The 15,544-nt window shown below is 67.7% G+C and carries 15 protein-coding genes; 3 read left to right on the top strand and 12 right to left on the bottom strand.

Annotation, left to right across the window (positions count from 1 at the left end; translation table 11 throughout):
• Positions 1-34: 34 nt before the first annotated feature.
• The 9 genes from I5803_RS18790 to epsA form a co-directional block, all read right to left on the bottom strand.
• The gene (locus tag I5803_RS18790) at positions 35-400 is read right to left on the bottom strand and encodes a DUF4844 domain-containing protein (RefSeq protein WP_196987840.1); all 366 of its coding nucleotides are present in this window, start codon (positions 398-400) and stop codon (positions 35-37) included.
• A 336-nt stretch (positions 401-736) separates the two neighbouring features.
• Complete coding sequence (galE, locus tag I5803_RS18785; RefSeq protein WP_196987839.1) at positions 737-1,747, bottom strand: UDP-glucose 4-epimerase GalE; 1,011 nt, start codon at positions 1,745-1,747, stop codon at positions 737-739.
• 26 nt (positions 1,748-1,773) lie between these two features.
• Positions 1,774-2,556 carry a WecB/TagA/CpsF family glycosyltransferase gene (locus I5803_RS18780; RefSeq protein WP_231402456.1) on the bottom strand — a complete coding sequence of 261 codons (783 nt, stop codon included), beginning with the start codon at positions 2,554-2,556 and terminating at the stop codon, positions 1,774-1,776.
• A complete protein-coding gene (gene epsG / locus I5803_RS18775; RefSeq protein ID WP_196987838.1) occupies positions 2,553-3,464 on the bottom strand; it encodes a chain length determinant protein tyrosine kinase EpsG in 912 nt (303 codons plus the stop codon). The genes I5803_RS18780 and epsG overlap by 4 nt, the downstream gene beginning before the upstream one ends.
• A complete protein-coding gene (locus I5803_RS18770; RefSeq protein WP_196987837.1) occupies positions 3,461-4,828 on the bottom strand; it encodes a Wzz/FepE/Etk N-terminal domain-containing protein in 1,368 nt (455 codons plus the stop codon). Before I5803_RS18770 ends, epsG begins: the two co-directional genes overlap by 4 nt.
• Before the next feature lie 12 nt (positions 4,829-4,840).
• Positions 4,841-5,656: a polysaccharide export protein EpsE gene (gene epsE / locus I5803_RS18765; RefSeq protein WP_196987836.1), complete on the bottom strand. Its 816-nt coding sequence runs from the start codon at positions 5,654-5,656 to the stop codon at positions 4,841-4,843.
• Positions 5,657-5,691: 35 nt separating this feature from the next.
• The gene (gene epsL / locus I5803_RS18760; RefSeq protein ID WP_196987835.1) at positions 5,692-6,861 is read right to left on the bottom strand and encodes an XrtB/PEP-CTERM-associated polysaccharide biosynthesis outer membrane protein EpsL; all 1,170 of its coding nucleotides are present in this window, start codon (positions 6,859-6,861) and stop codon (positions 5,692-5,694) included.
• Positions 6,862-6,997: 136 nt separating this feature from the next.
• Positions 6,998-8,419: an undecaprenyl-phosphate glucose phosphotransferase gene (locus I5803_RS18755; protein ID WP_196987834.1), complete on the bottom strand. Its 1,422-nt coding sequence runs from the start codon at positions 8,417-8,419 to the stop codon at positions 6,998-7,000.
• The gene (gene epsA, locus I5803_RS18750; RefSeq protein WP_196987833.1) at positions 8,412-9,185 is read right to left on the bottom strand and encodes an XrtB/PEP-CTERM-associated transcriptional regulator EpsA; all 774 of its coding nucleotides are present in this window, start codon (positions 9,183-9,185) and stop codon (positions 8,412-8,414) included. Before epsA ends, I5803_RS18755 begins: the two co-directional genes overlap by 8 nt.
• A gap of 242 nt (positions 9,186-9,427) precedes the next feature.
• Here epsA and I5803_RS18745 point away from each other — a divergent pair, with 242 nt between their 5' ends.
• Positions 9,428-10,486, top strand: a complete 1,059-nt coding sequence (locus I5803_RS18745; RefSeq protein ID WP_196987832.1) for a glycoside hydrolase family 5 protein — start codon at positions 9,428-9,430, stop codon at positions 10,484-10,486.
• A gap of 189 nt (positions 10,487-10,675) precedes the next feature.
• Here the strand turns inward: I5803_RS18745 and I5803_RS18740 are convergent, their stop codons facing one another.
• The 3 genes from I5803_RS18740 to I5803_RS18730 are packed head-to-tail and all read right to left on the bottom strand — an operon-like array spanning position 10,676 to position 13,256.
• On the bottom strand, positions 10,676-12,526 hold the full coding sequence (locus I5803_RS18740) for an alpha/beta hydrolase (protein ID WP_196987831.1): 1,851 nt from the start codon (positions 12,524-12,526) through the stop codon (positions 10,676-10,678).
• 11 nt (positions 12,527-12,537) lie between these two features.
• Entirely contained in the window at positions 12,538-12,813 is a 276-nt protein-coding gene (locus tag I5803_RS18735; protein WP_196987830.1) for an acyl carrier protein, read from the bottom strand.
• Entirely contained in the window at positions 12,810-13,256 is a 447-nt protein-coding gene (locus I5803_RS18730) for a holo-ACP synthase (protein ID WP_196987829.1), read from the bottom strand. The genes I5803_RS18735 and I5803_RS18730 overlap by 4 nt, the downstream gene beginning before the upstream one ends.
• Positions 13,257-13,434: 178 nt before the next feature.
• Here I5803_RS18730 and I5803_RS18725 point away from each other — a divergent pair, with 178 nt between their 5' ends.
• Positions 13,435-14,625 carry an acyl-CoA dehydrogenase family protein gene (locus I5803_RS18725; protein ID WP_196987828.1) on the top strand — a complete coding sequence of 397 codons (1,191 nt, stop codon included), beginning with the start codon at positions 13,435-13,437 and terminating at the stop codon, positions 14,623-14,625.
• Complete coding sequence (locus I5803_RS18720) at positions 14,622-15,539, top strand: amino acid--[acyl-carrier-protein] ligase (RefSeq protein ID WP_196987827.1); 918 nt, start codon at positions 14,622-14,624, stop codon at positions 15,537-15,539. The genes I5803_RS18725 and I5803_RS18720 overlap by 4 nt, the downstream gene beginning before the upstream one ends.
• The last annotated feature ends 5 nt before the right edge of the window (positions 15,540-15,544 follow it).

Below are 15,544 nucleotides of genomic sequence, written 5' to 3'. Positions count from 1 at the left end.
CGCAGCGTATCCGCGTCGAACGACTTGTTAGACCTCATAGGCCACCGAGATAGTATGCGAGCAGTCCGTCGGAGCTCTCGATGCCGAGTATGTCCATGATGTGCTCTAAGTCCATGCCGAAGTGCTCCCTTGCCTCGGTGTCCTCGTTCTGCAACTGAATAAGTGCAACCTGAAACTGCTTCAGCACCCAGAGCTTCGACGGATTCTGTGCGATTCCCGCCAACAAACGGTCAGCGAGCTGGTCGAGGAGCGGAACCAGACGCTTCTTCTCAGCTCGCGTGTCGACGCCCGGGAGCAACTCGAGCTTGGGTGATTCGCGGAAAGCGGCGAGCGCTTCCAAAACGTCCGACGACACCCGAAGGGGTTCATCGACGACCAGGGAAATCGGATCGTTCGACATGAGGTCTAACGTAATTTCTACCGCACACCAAAACCCGATATCCCGCAGCTGCGAGATAGCAGGTGGCGCGAATGCGCGGCAAGTACGCCCAAGGATTGAGAAAAGTCAGGCCGGTGCGGGATAACACCTCGCCAAATTCCTGACCTGTTCTGCCGCATAAGTGGCAATTCTGGCGCCGCGGGATAACACTGCGTGATAACACCGCTGATCGATGCCGGAACCTTCATGGACCTCCCCTTCGCAATCTGGCGTGCACCCGCCGCCAGGATCGCTCCGGGGCGGGTTCGCTACAAGACTATAGCCTCGCGCCCGCCACCCGTCGACAGCCTCAGCCCCTCACCGATACCCGTCCGGATTCCCGCTCTGCCACCGCCACGAATCCGCGCACATCTGCTCCAGCGTCCGGCTCGCACGCCATCCGAGCAGCGATTGCGCCAGCGCAGGGTCCGCATAGCACTGCGCCACATCCCCCGCGCGCCGCGGCGCAATCTGGTAGGGCACCGGCCGGCCGCTCGCAGCCTCGAACGCCCGCACCAGCTCCAGCACGCTGTGCCCGCGCCCCGTGCCGAGGTTCACCGCCAGGCTCTTGCCCGTCTCCATCAAGGCCTTGAGCGCCGCCACGTGCCCTTCGGCCAGGTCGATCACATGGATGTAGTCGCGCACGCCCGTGCCGTCGGGCGTCGGGTAGTCGTCGCCGAACACCTGCAGGTGGGCGCGCTTGCCCAGCGCCACTTGCGAGACGAAGGGCATGAGGTTGTTCGGCACGCCCGACGGGTCCTCGCCGATCAGCCCGCTCTCGTGCGCGCCCACCGGGTTGAAGTACCGCAGGATCGCCACGCGCCACGCCGGCTCGGCCGCCGCGATGGCGGTGAGCATGTCTTCGATCACGAGCTTGGTGTGGCCGTAGGGGTTGGTGTGCCCGCGCGGAAAATCCTCTCGGATCGGCACGCTGGCCGGATCGCCATAGACCGTCGCGCTGCTCGAGAAGACGAGGGTGTGGCAGCCCGTGGCCTGCATCGCCTCCACCAGGCTCATCGCGCCGCCGATGTTGTTGCGGAAGTACTTGAGCGGCTTGGCGACGCTCTCGCCCACGGCCTTGTCGCCGGCGAAGTGCACCACGCCCGCGATCTGGTGCTTGCGCATCACCGCTTCCACGAGCTTCGTGTCGAGCACGTCGCCCTCCTCGCACGCCACCGGCTTGCCGATGATCCTGTGCAGCCGCTCCAGCACGCCCGGGTGGCTGTTGGAGAAGTTGTCGAGGATGACGGGCGTGTACCCGGCGTGCGCCAGCGCCACGCAGGTGTGGCTGCCGATGTAGCCGGCGCCGCCCGTGAGGAGGATGTTCATGGACGGATTCTAGGTTCGTGGCTGTGTCAGGCCTTGGCGCTTTCGCCCGGCCGCGGCGTGCGCGTGGCCAGCCGCACGGCGCGCGAGAGGAACAGCGGGTTGCCCATCACATAGCGGCGGAACAACCGCTTGGGCTCCAGCGCGAGGCGATACGCCCACTCCATCCCCGTCTTGCGCATCCAGGCTGGCGCGCGCGTCGTCTTGTTGCCCAAAAAATCGAGGATGGCGCCGCCGCATACGATGACGCACGGGTACCCCAGCGCCGCGCGCAGCATCACCGCCACATCTTCCTGCTTGGGCATGCCCATGCCCAGCACGATCAGCGCGGGCTTGTGCTGCGCGGCCAGCTTCAAATACTCCGTCGGCTCCAGGAAGCCGTGCGCGGTCACGCAATGGCTCGCGGGGGCGATGCGCGTTTCGATCACTTCGCGCGCGGTGGAGAGGTACGGGTCCTGCGTGCCGAACAGGGCGATCTTTCGCCCCGGGTAGCGCGCGAGGATCTTCGGGATGAGGTCCGTGCCGTTCAGGTTCAGTCCCGGCGGCTGGTTCAAGAGGCGCAGGAGGATCTTCAGGCCGATGCCGTCGCGCAGCAGGATGTCGGCGGAGGACAGCGCGTTATAGAAGGTCTGCGACACCGCCGCGGAATTCATCGCGTGCGCATTGACGAAGCCCACCACCACCGGCTCCAGCGGATGCGCGAGCGAATCGAGCAGTTGCTTCTCGCCCCGCTCGGACTGCACCCGCGTCAGCGCCTTCACCAGGTGGTGCCAGCGCGTGCGCCACTCGGGAGACAGGGCCTCCCCCATCATCGCGCCGAGGCGCCGTTCAGCACCGCGCCCACCACCGTCACGCCGAACTGGCGCAATTCATCGGCGAGCGTCGCCACGCGTCCCATGGACGACGCATCCTGGCACGCGAGCACCAGCGCGGCGCCGGCCTTGGCAGCGATCGTGCTCGCGTCCGCCGAGGTTTCCGCGGGCGGCGTGTCGATCAGGATCACTTCATAGCTGGAGCGCATCGCGGCCAGCAGCTTGTTGAAGCCGGGGCGTGCCAGCAGTTCCTGCGGGTTGGGCGGCACCGCGCCCGCGGGCAGCACCCACAGGTCCGGCAAGGCCTTCACTTCGGCGACGGCTTCCCACCCGGCGCGGCCGGCGAGCACGGCCGACAGGCCGATGCGGCCAGGCAGGCCGAAAATCTGGTGCTGGCGCGGATGGCGCAGGTCCGCGTCGATCAGCAGCGTGCGCTTGCCGAGTTGCGAGAACAGCACGGCGAGATTCGCGATCATCCAGCTGCGGCCTTCGCCGGAGCCGGGGCTCACCACTGCAAGCGCGGCCTGGCGAGCATCGTTCTCGAACCAGCGCAGCATGAGCTGGCTACGCAGCGCGCGCAGGTTCTCCACGGCGGGGCTGTTGGGTTCGCGCGCCGCCACGAGTTCGGCGGACAGCGTCGAGTCGCCGCCGACGGCGGGCTGGCCGAACTGGATCGCGAGCACTTCGTTGACGTCGTCGCGGTCGAGCAGGCCCATCGCGATGCCGGCCTCGCCGAAAGGCAAGCCCGCCTTCACCTGGAAGTCGAGGATGCGCTGCACGTCCGCGGGCTCGAGCCGGCCGGAATCGACGAGCATTTCGCCGATGGGCTTGCGGCCATCGCCCGTGGGGCCGCTGATGTCCAGGTCGAGCCGGCTGGTGGTGGGCAGGGGAAAGACCTGACTGTTCATGCGGGGCTCCTTGCGAGTGCGAGTCGGCGCGGCCCGTTGGCCAGGCGCAGCGTCGCGAGCGCGCTGCTGCCGGCAGCCGGGATGGTGGCCAGGATGGGTAGGCGGGTGACGAGTTCGAGGTCCTGCACGCTGCGCACGCGGCGGTTCGCGAGTTCGAGCAGCAGCGCGCCGGCCAGGGCCAGCAGCATGCCGCCCAGGGCCGCGATGGCCATGGTCTGCGCGCCGGACAGACCGGTCTTCTCCGTCGGCTCGGTGGCCGAGGAGATGCGCACCACGTTGGTCTGGTTGGCGCCGGCCTGCAGGCGCGATTGCGCGGCGCTGGCGGCGACGGCCTCGTAGGCTTTCTGCGCGGAGTCGACTTCGCGCTGGTACACGGCGAGCTGGCCGCGCTGCTTCTGCAGGCCCAGCACCTTGTTCTTCTGCTCGTTGATCGCCTTCTCGAGCTCGCGCTCGCGGGCCTTGAGCGAAGCGGCGGAGTTGGACGCGACGCCGCCGGCATGCGCGCTCTCGGCGGAGAAACGCGAGCGCAGGGACGCGAGTTCGGCGCGCAGCTTCTGCATCGTCGGGTGGTTGGCGCCCATGGTCTCGCCGGCTTCGGCGACCTTGGCTTCGGCGCGCGCGACTTCACCGCGCAGGTTGCCGACCACGCCGCTCGTCTCGGCGCCGCCCGTGCCCTGCAGGCCGCGGGTCTGCAGGCCGGCGAGCTGCTGGGTGAGCGAGGTGAGCTTGGCGGTTTCGAAATCGCTGTTGGGGTCGCTGGAGACGATGCCGGCTTCCTGCTGGAACGCGGCGAGCTTGTCCTGCGCGGCGCCCAGGCGCTCGCGGGAAGCCTTCACCTGGTCGTCGAACCAGTCGGCATAGCGCTTGGCGGGATTGGTCTTGACTTCCAGGCTCACGTCCAGGTAGGCCTGCGCGAAGGCGTTGGCGAGCATCGCGGCTTCTTGCGGCGTGCGGCCGGTGTAGGCGATGTTGATGATGTTGCTCTCGCGCGCGGGCTTCACGTCGAGGTAGGTCTGCAGCTTGTGCGCGAGCCAGGCTTGCGGGGCGCGCTTGGACTGCGCCTCTTCCTGCCAGCGGCTGATCGGCTCGACGTTCTTGGGCAGCGACTGCAGCACGCGCTCGGCGACGCGGTCGCTCTTCACGATGTCGATCTGCGTGGCCATGTAGCTGGGCGCCACCATGCCTTGCAGCGCCGTGCCGCCGACCGGGTCCATGCGGACGTCGACGAGCACCGGCGAGCGCGCGGTGTAGGTGGGCTGGCGCACGAGCACCCAGGCGAGGGCGAGCGCGAGCGTGACCAGCAGGATCAGGCCCGCTGCCGCGCGGCGCGCGCGCAGGATGGAAAACAACTGGTGCAAGCTCATTGCATCATTCCTTTAAAAGAGGCTTTCGCGCACGAAGAGCACGTCGCCGGGTTGCACGACGTCGTTCATGCGGGGCTGCATTTCCACCTGCTGGCCGTTCGGGCCGGTGCGGGTGAGCTTCAGGCGGTTGGTGGTGCCGCGCGGCGTGGGGCCGCCGCTGGCCGCGAGCGCCTGCATGACGGTCATGCCGCGCTCGACCTTGTAGGCGCCGGGCTTCTGCGCCTCGCCGTACACGTAATAGGTGGGCGCCTTGTTCACGCTGATCGTGTCGCCCGACATGATGATGACGTCGTCGACCTGCTGGCCGGCGTTCATCGCGCCCAGGTCCACTTCCTTGCGGAAGGGCTGGCCGTTGCGCATGCCCGAGACGACCACCGTCTCGTCGCCGGTCGGCGAGATGCCGCCGGCCGCGGCGATCACCTCGGAGACGCGCATGTTGAAGGTTTCCAGCGGGATGCGGCCGGGCCGGTTGACCTGGCCCACCACCGACACCTGGTTGCCGCGCACCTGCGCGACGTTGATGTTCACCTGCGGCTGCTTCAGGATGTCCTTCTGCTTGAGCGCGGCGGCGATCTTCTTTTCCGCATCGGAAATCGTCAGGCCGCCCACGCTCACGCTGCCCACCAGCGGGTAGCTGATGCTGCCGCTCTCCGACACGCGCGCTTCCATCGACAGGTCCGGGTTCTGGTAGACCTGGATCTTGATGGTGTCGCCCGCGCCCAGCTTGTAGTCGTTGCTGGCGAGGGCCTTGGGTGCGTTTTGCGCACCGGCCACGGCCGCGGAGGCGGCAAGCGCGACGGCGAGGATGGTTTGGAGCAGCTTGGACATGGTGGATATCTCCGTGAAGAACGAATCGATGGTCCTCAGAACGTCGCCTTGGCGGCGACTCCGAAAACGGTGGCTTTGTAGCTGGCGCCCGGCAGGCTCGAATTGAGCTTCTCGCTGCGCAGCGTGGTGGAAACGGTGATGGCCTGGCGCGGGGTCCAGTCGAGGCCGATCTGCGCGTACTCGACCTTCTCGCTGCGGCCCTGGTCGGGGCTCGCGACCGGCACGTCGCGCCAGCGGCGCTCGGAGCGGTCATAGCGGAAGGTGGCGGCGAACTTCGGGTCGAACTGCCACACCGGCGTGAAGAAGATGCGGTCCGTCTCCACGTGCCCGCCGGTCAGCAGGCCCGTCGCGACCAGGTCGTGCTGGTAGCCCGCGATGAAGCGCGTCTTGGCGGTGACTTCCCAGCTCACGCTGGCGCCGCCGACCATGCCGCTGAAGTCCAGCTGCGGGGCGATGTCGTGCTCGCGCTGCAGGTGGGCGATGCGCCCCTCGACGGTCGTCTTGGCCGTCACCGGCCACTTGACCGCGAGTTCGACCTCGTTTTCCTTGAAGCTGCCCGCGGCGGCGCCGGGGGTCGGGTCCTTGTAGTCGCCGTCGCCGCGGCGTGCGCGCAGCGTCAGGAGGGATCCCTTGGGCGTCTCGTAGCCCACGCCCAGGCGGACGCTGCGCACGCTCGGGCTCGCGTCCCAGCTGCGCGGCTCGGTGCTCTCGCTGCTGGTGTGCGTCACGCCGGCCAGCGCACGCAGGCGCGCGCCGACGTCGTAGGTGCCTTCCAGCACTTCGGCCTTCTCCGTGCGGCGGCCGATGCGGTTGCCGAAGGTGATCGGGTCCGTCGACACTTCGCGCGCCTGGCGGCGGTCGGCCGACAGCACGCCGTGGAAGTGGGGCGTCAGGCTCCAGTCCCAGGCCGCCGAGTAGTTGATGGTCGAGTAATTGAGATTCGTCTGGTCCTGGTAGCGGTAGGTCGTCGCCTCGATGTCGCCGCGCAGGCGCTGCAGGCCGATGGTCTTGTCCGCGTGGGCGCCGACGGAGACCGTGCCGATGTTGTCCGAGATCTCGCCCGTGCTCTGGCGCAGCACGTTGGTGTCATGCTCCACGCCCACTCCGGCGCGGAAGGTGATCACCTTGGGGGCGGGCGCCGCATCCTGCGCGAGGGCCGGGAAGGCGCACGCGGTGGCCAATGCGATCAGCGAAAGTTGGTTCAAGTTCTTCAAGATGTCCTCTGATGGGTTTTGTTGGCGATAGTGCGCGAGAGCCCCTGCGGGATGCAATGGCCCGATGGCACTATAGGGCGGCCCGTGGTCGTTTGCTGCTCATCCATGGCGCAATTTCCACGTCCGCTCAGTACGCCCCGCTGTCCTTGAACACCAGCTTCACGGTCTTGAAGATGATGTACAGGTCCAGCCGCAGCGACCAGTTGCGCAGGTAGTCCAGGTCGCAGCGCACGCGCCCTTCCATCTTTTCCAGCGAATCCGTCTCGCCCCGGAACCCGTTCACCTGGGCCCAGCCCGTCACGCCGGGGCGCACCTTGTGGCGCACCATGTAGCTCTTGATGAGCTGGCGGTACTGCTCGTTGTGGGCCACGGCGTGCGGGCGCGGGCCCACGATGCTCATGCGGCCCTGCAGCACGTTCACGAACTGCGGCAGCTCGTCCAGCGAGGTCTTGCGCAGGATCGCGCCGACGCGCGTCACGCGGGCGTCGCCCTTGCGCGCCTGCACGATGGTGCCGCCGTCCTCGGTGACGGTCATGGAGCGGAATTTGTAGACCACGATCTCCTCGCCGTCGAGGCCGTAGCGGCGCTGGCGGAAGATCACGGGGCCGGGGGAGCTCAGCTTCACGGCTACAGCCACGGCGAGCAGGATGGGCGAGATCAGCACGAGGATGATCGAGCCGAGCACGATGTCGCTGGCGCGCTTGAGCACGCCGGCGGGGCCGCGGAACGGCGTCTCGCACACGGAGATGACGGGCAGGCCCACCACGGAGTCGGTGCGGCCCTGGATCAGGTCGGTCACGAACATGTCGGGCACGAAGTAGACGGACGCCGTCGTGTCCTTCAGCTGGTCGAGCAGTTCCTTGATGCGCGGCTGCGACGCCATGGGCAGCGACAGGTAGATCAGGTGGATGCGGTGCGCCTTCACGTAGCCCGCGAGGTCGGACACGCGGCCGAGCAGGCGGTGGCGCTCGGAGCCATGCAGGCGGTCGGGCGTGCGGTCGTCGAAGAAGCCCATGAGCTCGATGCCCGTGTCGCCCGCGCCCTTGAGCCGGTCGGCCAGCACGCCGCCTTGTTCATTCAAGCCCACGACCACGGCGCGCAGCGCCGGGCCCTGCATGCGCACGAGGTGCGGGGCGGCCTTGCGCAGGCCCCAGTGCACCACGAGCTGGCTCACCGGCGCGAACCACAGCCAGTTGAGGATGATCTCGGTGGAGAAGTCGTTGATGTGGCCGGTGACGTAGCCCATGGCCAGCAGCAGGCCGGCCGTCCACAGCCAGCCGAGCAGGATGCTGATGAACACGCGGTCGGCGCGCTGCTTGAGCAGGGACCGGCCCGGGAACGCCAGCGCGAAGGCCAGGATGGACACCGTGAGCCACATCGGGGAGATCGAGCCCTCGATCTGCCAGACGAGGAACCAGAGCGACAGAACCGTGACCAGCGGCTCGAGCACCGCCTCCAGCGCTGCCAGGAACTGGTTCTGGCCCAGCGCCGGGATCTGCGGGACGGCCCTCAACGCGTGCCTCGGGAGGATGCGGTCGGCTTCATGCATATGCGTCCACCCGCGTGAGCTTGGCGACGGCCTGCGCCCGGTTGGAGACGTCGAGCTTGCCGAAGATGCTCTTCATGTGGTTTTTCACCGTGAACTCGCTGATCGACAGGATGCAGCCGATCTCGGGGTTGGTCTTGCCCATGGCGACCCAGGTCATGATCTGGCGCTCGCGCTCGGAGAGCTGCAGCAGCTTGACGACCTGGCGGCTCACGCTGTCGTTCGTGCACGCGGCTTGCCGCTGGGGCGCCGGCGCCATCTGGCGCAGCGCGGTGTCGATGTACGGGGTGAGCAGGCGCAGCGCGCCGATCGCGTTGGCGGCGGGCGGCTGCTGCACGCTGAACGCGGCGAAGATGCGTTCGGCCGTGCGCTTGCCGTCGCCGATGCCGTGGACCACGGCGGAATGCATGCCCGTGATCACCGAGCCGTGGCGCTGCGCGAGTTCGTCGAAGGACGCGACGTCGAGCACGAACGCGGTGCGCTGCGCGGCCACCCAGCAATCGCGCAGGTAGCTCAGCACGGGCGCGACCATCGCCGTCGTGCAGTTCTGCGTGCGCACGCCCGGCAGGCTGGAGACGATGTCGAAATTGAGGTTGCCGGAGCGGAAGTCGCCCCAGCCGATCAGCATGATCTCGTGCGCCAGGAGGTGTTGCACGTCGCCCTGCAGCCAGCGCCAGAGGTCGGCGTGGGTGGACAGGCTCGCGCCCTGCCCCGCGATCCGCAGGAAATGCGCGGGATCGCTGTCTGGAAGATGCGGATGGGAATTCATGGGAATGCGTCGCTTCGTTCGCGTTGTTGCTGTGTCGGATAGTAGGGTTCAAGCCCGCATGAGTTATGTGCGGTGCCGAACACCAGAGCCACCGCTACAGGATGTACGCGGCATGTTTGTCCAGTGTCCGACGCCCTCGTCAGCATGGGCCTACACGGCTCCAGTCATGCCTGTAGGACGAGGGCCCGACCTGCCTCGATGCCGTGCTTTCGCGCAACACGTGACGCGACAATTCCCGGGCCATGAAACAACGACTTTTCGCCCTCGCCCTCCTCGTTTGCTCCGCTGCGGGCAGCGCCTTCGCCGCGGCGCCGCAGGTGAAGCAGAACTGCGCCGCCGTCACCGCCGAAACCTGCGCGATCGCGCATGCACTGGGTCGGGGCGTGAACCTCGGCAACATGCTCGATGCGCCCAAGGAAGGCGACTGGGGCGTGAAGCTGGAGCCGCAGTTCATCGACCGCGCGGCGGCGAACTTCGCGACCGTGCGGTTGCCGGTGCGATGGAGCAACCATGCGGCGCCGACGGCGGACGCGAAGATCGACGAGCAGTTCGCGCAGCGCGTGGACGGCGCCATCGATGCGCTGCTGGCCAAGGGTGTGTACGTCATCCTCGACATGCACCACTACACGCAGCTCGCGGGCGATCCGCAGCACAACGGCGAATTCGCCGTCGATGCGTCCGTGGTGGACACGCGCTTCCTCAACATGTGGAAGCAGATCGCGCAGCGCTACAAGGGCAAGTCGCCCAAGCTCGTGTTCGAGCTGCTCAATGAAGCGCACGGCCGTTTGAACGGCGACGCATGGAACACGCTGGCCGCGAAGGCGCTCGCGATCGTGCGCGAGACGAACCCGACGCGCGCCGTGATGATCGGCCCGGGCGAATGGGGCGGCATCGGCGAACTGCCCAAGCTGCGCCTGCCGGCCGACCGCAACCTGATCGTGTCGATCCACAACTACGACCCCTTCCCCTTCACGCACCAGGGCGCGGACTTCCTCGCGAAGCCCTTTCCCACCGGGGTGAAGTGCTGCGACGACGGCCAGAAGAAGGTGATTGCGGATGTGCTGGAGAAGGCGCGCGCGTGGAACCGCACGAGCGGCTACCCATTGCACCTGGGCGAGTTCGGCACCTACGAAGCGGTGGACATGGAGTCGCGCGGCAACTATGCGCGGGTCGTGCGCGACGAAGCGGAAAAGCGCGGGATCGGCTGGGCGTACTGGGAGCTGGCGTCGCCGTCCTTCGGCATGTATTCCCCCAAGACTGGCTCGTGGAATGAGCCTATTCGCAGGGCATTGCTGGATTGAGCCTGGGGTAGGTTTCTTTGAACGCAGAGGACGCAAAGGTTGCGCAGAGGCCGCAGAGGAAATACCGAAGGGAATTCAAAAATTTAAATTGAATTCCCTTTGTATTCTTTTTTTTGGCTGTTCTTCTGCGTCCTCTGCGTAACCTCTGCGTCCTCTGCGTTCAAAAATACAGAGGCAATGCACCCACCCTCAAGGAGCCCGCCCCTCCAGGTGCCGAGCCACGATCTCGATCACCATCTTCTGGCTGTAAGAGGTCGAGAACGTGTGATCGCAATCGTCCACGATCACCATCCGGAAGTTCTTGTCGCCCTTCAGCCGACTCCCGCCGATGCCGTACTGGAATTCCACGTAGTCGCGCCCATCGTCCTCGGCGGACATCACCACGAAGGTGTCCGTGCCCCGCTGGCTCAGGCGGCGCGTCGCGCGCAGCACGTTTTCCGCGCGTCCGCCGCCGACGAGGTGATCGACGAGGCGCCGGCAGCGCGCCGACACCAGCGTGCCCATGCGCTCGGAAATGCCGCGCACGTCGACCTGCCCCCGCAGCAGCCGCGCATACACCTGCGGGCGCCACATCGACTTGAGGTAGTACGCGGCTGACTTGTAGTGCTTCTGCATCGACGACTGCCAGGTGCCCGAGGCATCGGCTCCGTCGCGCTCGAGCAGGCGCGAATTCATGAGCACCTGCCCCGTCACGCGCGGATCGGCAAGCGCCGTCTGGAAGGCGACATAGGAGCCCGAGCACACGCCCATCAGGTAGAAGCGCTCGCAGCCCTCGGCGGCGAGGCGGTCGATCGCGGCGCTCACGTCGGCGGGCGCATCGTCGGAGAAATAGCCCGCGGGATGCGGCTCGCCGCGCGACGGGCTGTCGCCGATGCCCGCCAGGTCGAGGCGGAACACGCGCCAGCCCTGGTCCGCCAGCATGCGCGCCATGCGCACGTAGAAACGGTTCGGGCCGATGCGGTAATTGCCGCCCACATTGAGCAGAAGGATGGCCGTCTTGCTGCGCGGCCCGCCGCCCGCCGCGTCGCGCGGCTCGGTGAGGATGCCGAAGAGCGACTGCGACGGCCCGAAATACATCGGCGTCTCGGTGAGGCCGCCGGGCAGCTGGGCCTCGCGCATCGCCGCGGGCGGCGCGATGGCGACGGCAGCCTGCGCTTCCAGCCGCGGGGCCGTCATGCCCAGCCAATCGGCGACGGCCTTCAGGCTGGCGGGCTCCAGCACGCTCGCGTGCGGCTCGACCATCATCTTCGCGTAGCCGGGCAGGACTTCGTGGCTGGCCATGGCGCCCAGGGCGCGGTAGGCCGCGGGCAACGGGCTGCGCCCGGGCATGTCGTCGCGGCCGATCACGAGCACGCGCGCGGCGGGCGCGCGCTCCAGGTGGTGGCAGTCCAGCGCCTGCATGTCCTCGATCGTTTGCGCGGTATAGAGATAGCCGAGCGCCTCGATGGAGCCGTCGTCCGGGCCGCCGGTCGCCACCCCGCGGTTGCCGCCCGCGGCCCGCAGCTCGCGCGTGAACGCCCTGCCCGAGGGGAACGGCGCCCACATCACCAGGCTGTCGATCGTCCCGAGGCGCTCCGCCACGCAGGCGGCCAGCGTCGCGCCCATGCGCACGCCCACCAGGGCGACGCGCTCGACGCCGGCAAGGCGCCTGGCCTCGTCGACGGCGCGCGCGATGCTGTCCATCCACGCGGCGACGCGATCGGGATCGGCGTCGCTGCCGGCCGAATCGCCGGTGCCGTGATAGTCGAAACGCAGCACGTCGAAGCCGGACTCCGCGAGGATCTCGGCCCAGCGCGTGTAAGCCTGGTAGGAGCACATCGCTTCGTAGCCGATGGGCCGGCACAGCACGACGGCCATGTTGCGCGCGGGCGCCGCGGCGCGGTGGAACCAGCCGAAGCACCAGCCGCCGGCCGCGTCGAAGGCGATGGGCTTGGCGGCGTCGCGCAGGGCGACGTCGCCGGCCGCCTGCGCCGGCGTTGCCGCGCCGCTGGGCTGGAAGAGGGCCGCCGCGGCTCCGATGGGAACTCCGGACAACTGCATGGGAGCGTTTCTCAGGCGGCCGACAACTCGCTCAGGGCCTGGCGGATGGAGGCGATGCTGCTGAAGACGGTGCGCTTGAGCATGTGGTCGGGAAACTCGACGTCGAACGCGCCTTCCAGCGCCAGCATCACGTTGACGCTCGCATGCGAGGTCATGCCGGACTGGTACAGGTCGGCGCTTTCGTCGATGGTCGCCGCGTCGTCTTTCAGGCGCGCATGGTCGCGCAGCACTTCGCGAATGACGCTGTCCTGCGTGTCCGTGGAGGAGGTGGTGTAGGTGTCGCTCATGCCATGGTTTCCTGGGGTTGCTTGTAGATCACGCTCACGAAGGCGCCCGCGTAGTCGCCGTCGTGGCTCATGCTCAGCAGGACGCGGTCCACGCCCTGCGCGCGCGCGATGTCGGCCACGCGGCCGTGCAGCGCGATGCGGCAATCGCCGTCGTCGAGCTTGACGACCTCGATGTCCGTGAACGCCACGCCCGCCTCGGGCAGGCGCAATGCCTTGATGACGGCTTCCTTGGCGGCGAAGCGCGCCGCGAGGCGGTCCGCACGGCCGGAGCCGCCGCGAAGCGCGTAGGCTCGCTCGGCGGGGGTGAACAGCCGCTCTTCGTAACGGTCGCCGAAGCAGGCGAGCGACTGGGTCACCTGGCTCACCTGGCACAGGTCGAACCCGAGCCGCGCGTTGTCCAGCGAACCGGACCAGGCGGCGTCATCCGTTTGTAGTTCGAACATCTTCTCCCTTTCGTGCGGTGCCTAACAGAGCGGAATTAATTTTTCGCTCATGCATTCGCGTGGACTCGAAAGTAGCCCGTCAGCAGGTGTGTCACGTGTAAGATGAATTCCCGTTCTGCGGGTGAATTTGACGGGTGTCATCGCATCCACACACGCCGAATGTTGGAGCACCCCCGCAATGCACAGGCAATGGACGCGTGAAGACCAGAGTTTCGATGCGATGCTCGCCGCGGCCCGGCGCATCGCCACCGAAGTCGCCGCGCCCCAGGCCGCCAGCGTCGATGCGCAGGCCCGCTTCCCCACCGAGACACTCGCCGCGCTGCGCGAAGCGGGACTGCTCTCGGCCGGCGTTCCCCGGGAATTCGGCGGCGCGGGCTGCACCCTGTCCCAGCAGGCGCAGCTGTGCTCGACCCTCGCGCAGGCCTGCGGCTCCAGCGCCATGGTGCTCGCGATGCACTACATCCAGCTCGCGTGCATCGCGCGCCACGGCCAGGGCAGCGAGTTTTTCCGCGGTTACATGCAGGACATCGTGCAACACCAGTACCTGCTCGCGTCCATGACCTCCGAGGTCGGCACTTTCGGCGAAACCCGCATGAGCATCTGCGCGGTCGAACGCGAGGGCGGCCGCTTCGTGCTCAACAAGGACGCGACCACCGGCTCGTATTGCGCGCACGCCGACGCGATCCTCGTCACCGCCCGTCGCGACAAGGACGCGCCCAGCGGCGACCAGGTGCTGGTGCTGGTGCGCCGCGAGGACTGCACGCTCACGCAGACCACGAGCTGGGACACGCTCGGCATGCGCGGCACCTGCAGCCCCGGCTTCAAGCTCGAATCCGCCGGTGCGGATGAGCAGGTGCTGCCCGGCGACTACGCCGACAGCTCCGCCGAAACCATGGTGCCCTACTCCCACATCCTGTGGGCCTCGCTCTGGTGGGGCATCGCCGCCGATGCCGTGGGCAAGGCCGCGAATTTCGTGCGCGGGCAGGCACGGCAGAAACCCGGCACCGTCCCGCCCACGGGCGCGCGGCTGTCCGAGGTGGTGCGCCAGCTGCAGGACATGAAGCAGCTCTGGCAGTCCGCGGCGACCGCGTACGACGCGATGGTCACCGACGATTCCGCCCGCGAGGAGCTGCACGCCATGGGCTGGGCCCTGCGCCTGAACAACCTCAAGATCTCCTGCTCCGACACCGCGCCGCAGCTCGTGCACAAGGCGCTGCAGATCGTCGGCATCCTGGGCTACAAGAATGACAGCCCGTTCAGCCTGGGCCGCCAGTACCGCGACAGCCTGTCGGGCTCGCTCATGATTTCCAACGACCGCATCGCCGCCAAGAGCGCGGCCATGCTCATGATCTACAAGGACGTGAATTGACCGTCTCTTACGACATCGAGAATTTCTACGCCGAGCTCGTCGACAGCGGCCTCGTCATTCCCACCGGCGTCAAGGGCGCCTACGGCCGCGGCGCCGCGCTCGAAGACATCATCCGCGCCTTCAATGCGCTGGTGACGCGCATCGGCGAGGCCGACGGCGCGCAGGAAGTGCTGTTCCCGCCCGTGCTGCCCCGCGCGCTCATCGAGAAGATGGGCTACATGGACAGCTTCCCGCAGCTCGCGGGCTCGGTTCACAGCTTCATGGGCAACGACGCGAAGGCGCGCGAGCTCTCCGAGCGCGTGCACGCGGGGGAGCGATGGGAGGACATGCTGTCGCCCACCGAGCTCATGCTGGCGCCGGCCGCCTGCTACCCGGTATATCCCGCCTTCAGCGGTCTCCTGCCCGGCGGCGGGCGCCTCATCACCACCATGAACTGGGTGTTCCGCCATGAACCGTCGGACGAGCCGACGCGGCTGCAATCCTTCCGCATGCGCGAGTTCATCCGCCTGGGCAAGTCCGAGGATGTGCTGGCCTGGCGCGACGACTGGCTGCGCCGCGGGCTGGCATTGCTGCAGGGCCTGGGCCTGCCGGCGGACAGCGACGTCGCCTCGGATCCCTTCTTCGGCCGCGTGGGCAAGATGCTCGCGACCAACCAGAAGGAGCAGCGGCTGAAGTTCGAGATCCTGGTGCCCGTCATCTCCAAGGAAAAGCCCACGGCGGTGGCCTCCTTCAACTGGCACCAGGACCACTTCAGCTCCAAGTTCGGCATCCGCAACTCGGACGACACGCTCGCGCAGACCGCCTGCATGGGCTTCGGCCTGGAGCGCGTCGCACTCGCACTGGTGAAGGCCCACGGGGTCGATCCGAAGGCCTGGCCGCAGGACGTGCGCGCGCAGCTCTGGCCCGCGGCCTGAGCTCA

The organism is Caenimonas aquaedulcis, from assembly GCF_015831345.1.
Classification (GTDB): Bacteria; Pseudomonadota; Gammaproteobacteria; order Burkholderiales; family Burkholderiaceae_C; genus Ramlibacter; species Ramlibacter aquaedulcis.
The sequence above is the reverse complement of the archived record's forward strand: the minus strand, read 5'-3'. Positions and strand labels throughout refer to the sequence as shown.

What these genes read in the sequence shown, in the direction of transcription:
- galE (WP_196987839.1), bottom strand. Translation starts at nt 1,747, where the DNA reads ATGAACATCCTCCTCACGGGCGGCGCCGGCTACATCGGCAGCCACACC.
- epsE (WP_196987836.1), bottom strand. Translation starts at nt 5,656, where the DNA reads ATGTCCAAGCTGCTCCAAACCATCCTCGCCGTCGCGCTTGCCGCCTCC.
- I5803_RS18790 (WP_196987840.1), bottom strand. Translation starts at nt 400, where the DNA reads ATGTCGAACGATCCGATTTCCCTGGTCGTCGATGAACCCCTTCGGGTG.
- I5803_RS18770 (WP_196987837.1), bottom strand. Translation starts at nt 4,828, where the DNA reads ATGAGCTTGCACCAGTTGTTTTCCATCCTGCGCGCGCGCCGCGCGGCA.
- I5803_RS18780 (WP_231402456.1), bottom strand. Translation starts at nt 2,556, where the DNA reads ATGATGGGGGAGGCCCTGTCTCCCGAGTGGCGCACGCGCTGGCACCAC.
- I5803_RS18740 (WP_196987831.1), bottom strand. Translation starts at nt 12,526, where the DNA reads ATGCAGTTGTCCGGAGTTCCCATCGGAGCCGCGGCGGCCCTCTTCCAG.
- epsG (WP_196987838.1), bottom strand. Translation starts at nt 3,464, where the DNA reads ATGAACAGTCAGGTCTTTCCCCTGCCCACCACCAGCCGGCTCGACCTG.
- I5803_RS18735 (WP_196987830.1), bottom strand. Translation starts at nt 12,813, where the DNA reads ATGAGCGACACCTACACCACCTCCTCCACGGACACGCAGGACAGCGTC.
- I5803_RS18725 (WP_196987828.1), top strand. Translation starts at nt 13,435, where the DNA reads ATGCACAGGCAATGGACGCGTGAAGACCAGAGTTTCGATGCGATGCTC.
- epsA (WP_196987833.1), bottom strand. Translation starts at nt 9,185, where the DNA reads ATGAATTCCCATCCGCATCTTCCAGACAGCGATCCCGCGCATTTCCTG.
- I5803_RS18745 (WP_196987832.1), top strand. Translation starts at nt 9,428, where the DNA reads ATGAAACAACGACTTTTCGCCCTCGCCCTCCTCGTTTGCTCCGCTGCG.
- I5803_RS18755 (WP_196987834.1), bottom strand. Translation starts at nt 8,419, where the DNA reads ATGCATGAAGCCGACCGCATCCTCCCGAGGCACGCGTTGAGGGCCGTC.
- I5803_RS18730 (WP_196987829.1), bottom strand. Translation starts at nt 13,256, where the DNA reads ATGTTCGAACTACAAACGGATGACGCCGCCTGGTCCGGTTCGCTGGAC.